At 60.6% G+C, this 6,687-nt stretch carries 6 protein-coding genes and 1 pseudogene; 3 read left to right on the forward strand and 4 right to left on the reverse strand.

Annotation, left to right across the window (positions count from 1 at the left end):
• Nucleotides 1-392: 392 nt before the first annotated feature.
• Together ACV22W_RS31940 and ACV22W_RS31945 are read right to left on the reverse strand one after the other, a co-directional pair.
• Entirely contained in the window at nt 393-1,142 is a 750-nt protein-coding gene (locus ACV22W_RS31940) for a creatininase family protein (protein ID WP_448023449.1), read from the reverse strand.
• A gap of 12 nt (nt 1,143-1,154) precedes the next feature.
• Nucleotides 1,155-2,441 carry an MFS transporter gene (locus ACV22W_RS31945; protein WP_448023451.1) on the reverse strand — a complete coding sequence of 429 codons (1,287 nt, stop codon included), beginning with the start codon at nt 2,439-2,441 and terminating at the stop codon, nt 1,155-1,157.
• Nucleotides 2,442-2,607: 166 nt separating this feature from the next.
• Between ACV22W_RS31945 and ACV22W_RS31950 the strand changes: the two genes are divergently transcribed.
• Nucleotides 2,608-3,531 (forward strand): LysR family transcriptional regulator, encoded by a 924-nt coding sequence (locus ACV22W_RS31950; RefSeq protein WP_448023453.1) that lies wholly within the window; start codon nt 2,608-2,610, stop codon nt 3,529-3,531.
• Nucleotides 3,532-3,629: 98 nt separating this feature from the next.
• Here ACV22W_RS31950 and ACV22W_RS31955 read toward each other — a convergent pair.
• Nucleotides 3,630-3,791 (reverse strand): annotated as a pseudogene (locus ACV22W_RS31955) (TetR family transcriptional regulator); the annotation flags it as partial.
• Between the two features lie 176 nt (nt 3,792-3,967).
• Here ACV22W_RS31955 and ACV22W_RS31960 point away from each other — a divergent pair.
• Nucleotides 3,968-4,768 (forward strand): hypothetical protein, encoded by an 801-nt coding sequence (locus ACV22W_RS31960; protein ID WP_448023454.1) that lies wholly within the window; start codon nt 3,968-3,970, stop codon nt 4,766-4,768.
• A gap of 38 nt (nt 4,769-4,806) precedes the next feature.
• A complete protein-coding gene (locus ACV22W_RS31965) occupies nt 4,807-6,141 on the forward strand; it encodes a type VI immunity family protein (RefSeq protein WP_448023455.1) in 1,335 nt (444 codons plus the stop codon).
• A 63-nt stretch (nt 6,142-6,204) separates the two neighbouring features.
• Here ACV22W_RS31965 and ACV22W_RS31970 read toward each other — a convergent pair.
• Nucleotides 6,205-6,687 (reverse strand): helix-turn-helix domain-containing protein (locus tag ACV22W_RS31970; protein ID WP_448023457.1); only part of this gene is annotated, 483 nt, incomplete at its 5' end.

The following is a 6,687-nucleotide window of genomic DNA, read 5'->3' on the forward strand; positions in this document are numbered from 1 at the left end:
CTTCCAATAAGGCCCGGCGACGGTTTCGGAAAGTTTTCGAGAAGTTGTATTTCAGCAACGTCTGCCCGTCGAATGGACGATTACCCCAACCAACGCGCTTATTTGCACAAGTGATACGTCGCCGCATGGTGGACGTGTACCCACCTGCTCATCGTCGAACATGGCGCGTCTCTTTTTTGGATTCGATACGCAGCCCCTCGAAGGAATCCTTAGTCAGTGCCCCGACCGGCGAATGGTTACTTGGCTGCATCAGGTGCCAGTCAACTACCCGAACGCGGTCTTGGAACGAGTAGATGGAGTCCTTGACGAACGTCGTGTGAATGCATGGTGCTGGCGAGTGGCAGCCAAGGCAGGCGGCGCCAGAGAGCGTAAAAATGGCGTCAGGGGTGGTCTCAAGAAGGCATCGGTTCGCGGCCGAAGACTTCGAGCTCGCGCACCAGGGACTGCGCGGCCAACTCGACCAGTGCCCGGCCTTTTTCGCGCGTGGCTTGGCCGGGATCGGAACCGATCCGTCCGTCCGGGAACCGAGCGCGGAAGTCGAGGGCGTCGCGGATGGGGCCGTTTCCGGCGATGGGCGGCGTGTAGTCGGCCGACTTGATCGAATCGGGGAATGCCCACTGGGTAATCGCAATCTCAGACGGCGTCGCATGCGTGCCGTGCCCGGTGGGGAATTGCTCCCGCGCCAGTTCTCCCACGCCTTCGAGATCCCACCAGTTGCACAGCTTCAGCGCGAAGCCCGCACGGCGGCGCGCAAAGCTGGCTTCGGCATACAGTTCGGAGAACGCGGCATCGATCGAGGAGACATTGCCGCCGTGACCATTGAGGAACAGGATTTTCTCGAAGCCATGTGCGGCTAGCGAGCGGGTCCAATCGCCGATCGCGGCGATGAACGTGGATGGCCGCAGCGAAATAGTGCCGGGAAAACCGAGGTGATGCTGGGCCATGCCGATATTGAACGTGGGCCCCACGAGGATATCCGCGGCCTTTTCGGCTTCACGCGCGATGATTTCGGGACATAGCCAGTCCGTGCCGAGCAGTCCGGTGGGGCCGTGTTGTTCGTTGGAGCCGATCGGCACGACGATCGTGCGGCTGCGGGTGAGGAATTGCTCGATTTCGGACCAGGTGGACAGATGCAGAAGCATGACGATTCCTTGTCAGGGTTTTGCGGGTAGCTTGTTGGAGAGAATGATCAGTGCGGCGATGATCGGCAGCGTGGCGAGAATCAGCATACCGAGGTGAAGATTGCCGGTAGCCGCCTTGGCCCATCCGATGATGGCCGGCCCCCAGAAGCCGCCCGAAAGCCCGATCGTGTTGATCAGCGCGATGCCGCCTGCTGCCGCGGGGCCCTTGATGTATTCGGAAGGCATGGCCCAGAACACCGTGTAGGTCATCCACAGTGCGCAGGTGCCGAGAGTGAGCAGCACCAACGATGCAGCGAGGTTGCCGTCGACGAGGGTGGATGCGGCCAGCAGCAGACCGCCGAAAGTGGCGGGCACTGCGCTATGGAAGCGGCGTTCGCCTGCGCGGTCGGACCGGTTACCCATGTAGTACATTCCGAATGCCGCCGCGATATAGGGCAGGGCCGAGTACCAGCCGAGTTGCATGGTGTCGCTCGCGCCCTGAGCCTTGATGAACGTCGGCAGCCAGAAGCTGATGGCATAGATTGACGCGATGATGCAGAAGTACGCGAAGGCCAGCACATAGACCCGTACATCGCGTGCCACGGCCCGGAACGAGGGATCGTGCTCTGCCGCAGACCCAATCTCGCTGGCAAGCAGACGCTTTTCCCGCTCGCTCAGCCATGCAGCATCGGCCGGATGATTCGGTATGAAGTACAGCGCGAGCACGCCGAGCAGGATACACGGCAAACCTTCGACCAGAAACATCCATTGCCAGCCGGCCAGTCCGCCGGCACCCGACAGCGCCGTAATTAGCCACGCCGATATTGGTCCACCGACAATGCCCCCGAGCGGGCCGGCAAGGAACACGATCGCGATGGCGCGCGCCATGCGCTGCGGCCCATACCAGCAAGACAGGTAGTAGATCATGCCCGGCGCAAAGCCGGCTTCGCAGATGCCGAGCACGAAGCGCATCGCATAGAACATCGGCACGTTCCGCACGAACAGCATGCTGGCCGAAGTAATGCCCCACAGCACCAGGATACGACTGAAGGTCTTGCGCGCGCCGATGCGCGGCAACATCAGGTTGCTTGGTATCTCGAAGAGGACGTAGCCGATGAAGAAGATTCCGGCCCCCACACCGTATGCGGCGTCGGAAAAACCGAGGTCGCTTTGCATCTGGATCTTTGCAAAGCCGATGTTTACGCGATCAAGGTAAGCGAAAAGATAACAGCTCAGCAGGAACGGCAGTAGCCGCCAGTTGATCTTGTTGTAGAGGTTTGAGGTGTCGTCTACCGCACTATCGCTCGGGATTGTCAGCATGCCTGTCTCCAATGTCTTCCGATGTCACCGCGCTGCATCGGATATTGGCAGCGTGAGGCGCAATTACCAACAGCAACCATGTGTACACTTCGTTGCTTTCAAGGCAACGTAGCTGATATGGTTTGGGCTCTGACATAGCGACGGTAATCACCGTGGGTGGTGCGACATGCGCGAAATCAATCAGCAGCGGCTGCGATACTTCCGCGAAGTGCTCGAGCAAGGGACCATCCGCGGCGCCGCCGAGAGCCTTAACACGTCGCCGTCTGTGATTACCCGGCAGATCCGGCTGCTCGAGGAAGAACTTGGCGTTACGCTGTTCGAACGGCAGGCGCGCGGCGTCAGGCCGACCGAGGCCGCCGCGCACCTGCTTGAATTTTGGCGCGGATATCGCTCCCATCAGGAGAAACTCGAGGACCAACTCCATGCGCTCAAGGGCCTGAAGCAGGGGCATGTTCAACTGGTCCTCAGCGAGGGATATGTAGATGCGCTGGTCAACAAGGTGCTGGCGCCATTTTGCGCGCTGTACCCGTTGCTTGACATCGGGATGGAGATCCTCGGAGTGGACCAGGTGCTGGAAGCCGTGGCGGAAAGTCGTGCGCACCTCGGGCTCGCCTTTAATCCACCGCCGCACCCGCGTATCCAGTATCTGGCGAGTTCGTCCCAGCCTGTTGGACTGCTGGTGCGCCCCGACCATCCGCTGGCATTGCGAGGCGGCGCGGCCAGCGTTCAGGACCTCTTATCGTGGCCACTGGCCATGATGCCAGCATCGTTCGGTGTCGGACATGCGGCCAAGATGCTCGAATTCGCCGAGAACATTACGATACGGCCGACGCTGATCACAAACTCGTTAACCGCGCTCAAGCAGTTCGTTGCCTACAAAAACTACATGACGCTGATTGGTGGGGAATTCGCTGCGTATCGGGAGATCGCCGCCGGCGCGCTCACGGTGGTGCCGATCGATCATCCGCTCTTCAAGGGGACCCACGCACGATTGCTCGCAAAGTCCGGGCGGCCGTTACCGTTGGCCGCCCTTAAGCTCCTTGAGCATATTTTGCGAGATTTGCCGATGTTCGCGCGGGGTGGCGAGTAGCGCGCACGCGTCCGGGCTTAGGCTTGGGCGATCTGTTGACCAGACAACTCGCCACATCCAGTCTTACGTAGCAGCCGATGTGTTGATTTCGAGCGTCATCGTAGCTGCGCCTCGTCCATCCGCTGATAGATGCGTTCCAGCACCGCGACGAACAGCCCCTCCTTGCTCCCGTAGTCGTAGATCATCCGATCATTGGACTTCGTCCGCCTGGACATCCGTTCAATGTTGCCGCCTTCGTAGCCGTAGCGCGCGAACACTTGGTCGCCGCGCGCGGGATCCAGCAGCGTAACGATCCGATCTGGTTCCGACGTCGCACATTCCGACGGGGCATTGTCGTGTGGACTGTGCACCGCATATAGCTTCGTATAGCCGGACGTATCGAAATGCCCGGTCCATCCCTTCGGCAGCGTAACGGGGGGGCACGCACGTCGACAACATGCTGCGGCTCGTTGAAGTCAAGTTCCCGGGCGATACCTGGGGCGTGGGACAGGAGCGCGACTACCAGGGCATTGCCGGGGACTTCATCAACCGCATGACGGTCATTGACGTATCGGATTGCAATCGCGAACTTGAGAAGGTGCGTGAACGGGCGTTGAAGAACGTCCCGGCACCGGAATCGCAGCGCGAACAGGAGCGATTGCGAGCCCCGATCCGGACTACGATTCCGGTCGCCGAACCGGTATGGTACGAGGAGTGGTGGTCCTGGGCACAACGACACGGCGAAGAAGCGGCCGATGCGATCGGAAATGAAATTGCGCCGATCTGGGATGCAGCCAGTCGTGGTTTTAGTTATCTCTCGGAGGAAACCAAGGCGTTTCTGCATAATCATGCACCTTGGGTGTTCACCGCTGGTCGGTGGATTGCAGACAAGGCCTCCGACGCATGGGTTTGGATCGACGAGAAAGGGCATGAAGTTTACCGCTATACGACGGCACAATTGAAGGCCGGCTGGGACGAGATCGTCCGACAAACCGACCTGACGTGGGAGGTCCTGACGTCGATCGATTGGGCTCAAGTCGGGATGACCATCGTCAAGGCAATCGTGGTCATCGTGGTTGTCGTGGCGGCGATCGCTATTGCAATCGTCTTGGCGGAGGCACTCCTTGCAATCCTCGCGGCATTGATTGCAATTGTTGCCGCCGGAGCGGAAGCTGCGGCTGCACTGGCCGTCGCACTGGGGATTACCGAGACTGCGGCAGGCGTAGGCGCTCTCGGTCTTGCCGCGGCGGCCAGGTGACCGACGGACATGGAAGAATGAGATTTCAGGAAAAGACGATGGCTGATCATGACTCGAAAACCGTTTTGACGCCCTCGCAGGCGCTTGCACGATACCGGGAGGAACTGAGTTTGCGGCTTCCCGATAACCGCATGGTCGTCTTGCCCGGTGTACTCGGCACGGTGTATTTCGAGCGTGGATCGCAACCGGAGGTACGGCAGGCAATCCTTGAGTGCTTCGATCGCTTTGAAACGCTGTTCGGCGCGCACCTGATTGGTGGGAAAGACGAAGATCTCGGGAAGTTCACGAAGCGAAGCAGTAAAGGCGTCGAGAAAATCCGACGCGCAATTCTTGATACACCTTCGTTCAAGGATGTCAGCGTCGTTCGATCCAGTGCAGCGGACCAGGATACCGCAGCCGAATACCAGATCAGCGTACTGACCGGTTTGGCCATGCCTACCGAATACGTTTCGCCGACCGGCCGATTGCGGATTCCAAAGGGAGTTGAGTCGGGGCTGTCGTATTTGAAATTCAACGTGCCGGCGGATCTTGTCGGTACAGCCGATGGAATCGCCCAGTATGAGGATTTCTTGCGGTACGTCTGTGAGCGCCTCGTTGTGCGATATGGCTACGGCGGGCTGGCGCCGATCCTGCCATACAGCTATCACCGCTACATGCCGCAGGAATGGGCCCTTGCCGAACGATTCAGCGGTCTCGAGATCGACAGTACGGCGCACCTCGGCACCCAAAATTGCGACCCGAGCTCTTATGAAGGAGATAGTCGCGACGACCCGACCGCGGTATATCGATATCTGCATCCCGGCGCACATGTGCATCGCTGGGGCTTCATCAAAAGCGTGAACTGGTACACGGTTCTTGGTGAACTGTTTGTGGAGCGCCTCGGCGGCGACGCCGAGATACGCAGACAACTTGATCGCACCGACATCCACGTCGAGCGCGTCAACTCGTGTCTGCTGATTCGCGCCGGCGATTTTCCGCGCCTCGGCGCGCCGGAGGTGGGGCTGCCCGAACCATACGTTTTCGTGAACAGGGTCCTGCGCGTTCTGCGTAACCCGAAGCCGGATGCCTTGCACACGTACATCCCGGACTTGCCCAGCGCCGACACCATGAATGCGCGTGCGTGGGTTGCGCGTTTCGATCTGCCCGATGCACCGCCTATTCCCGAGCCGCCGCCGATCGTGCCGACCGCGAAGACCGACAGTCTCCATCACAAAAGCGTCCCCGGCGGCAACCCGTGCCCGATGGCCGGCTGGTGGCAAACGCCTGCGGAGGCAGGGAGCCGTCGTCACTTCGAGGCGGGCGAAATCATGCCAGTGGTTGAGGGCAGCGCATGGGGCAAGACGTACTGGAACTGGTCGCCGCATCAGGAATGAGAGATCGGCACGCTGAATCTCGATAGCGCGCGAACCGGAAGCGGTCGACGGTGACACGGACGTTCAGCAGAAATTTCGCGCGGTCGTCGGCAGCGCGCCGAGTAGCTCGGTCCGGTCCATGAGCTTGTTCGCGATCACGTGCCGCACCTTGCCCTCGGCCTGCCATACGCCATAAACGGCGAGCAGCGCGGCGCCGAGCGCTTCCTTCCGAAATTTCTCCAGCAGGCCGGCCCAGAGGATCACGTTGACCTGGCCCGTCTCGAGCTTGCGGACCGTTTCCTTGGCCAGCCGAATGTCGTGGCATTCGGACAGCTTCTCGCAGGCCAGCGTCGGGCCGAAGTCCGCGTAGCGATCCCGGATGATCGACAGCACGCGGTCAGCCGTCATGCTGCCCAATCGATTGTTGCTGGGCTTCGCGCGCCGTTGCGACACGAGACCTTGCGGCCCATGCTCACGTGATCGGCCGACCAGCCGCCGAATCTGCCGCGTCGTCAGCCCGAGTCGCTCGGCCGCACGCCACGGCTGAAGCTTGCCGTCCGCGACGTC

It is taken from the genome of Burkholderia sp. AW49-1, from assembly GCF_053427845.1.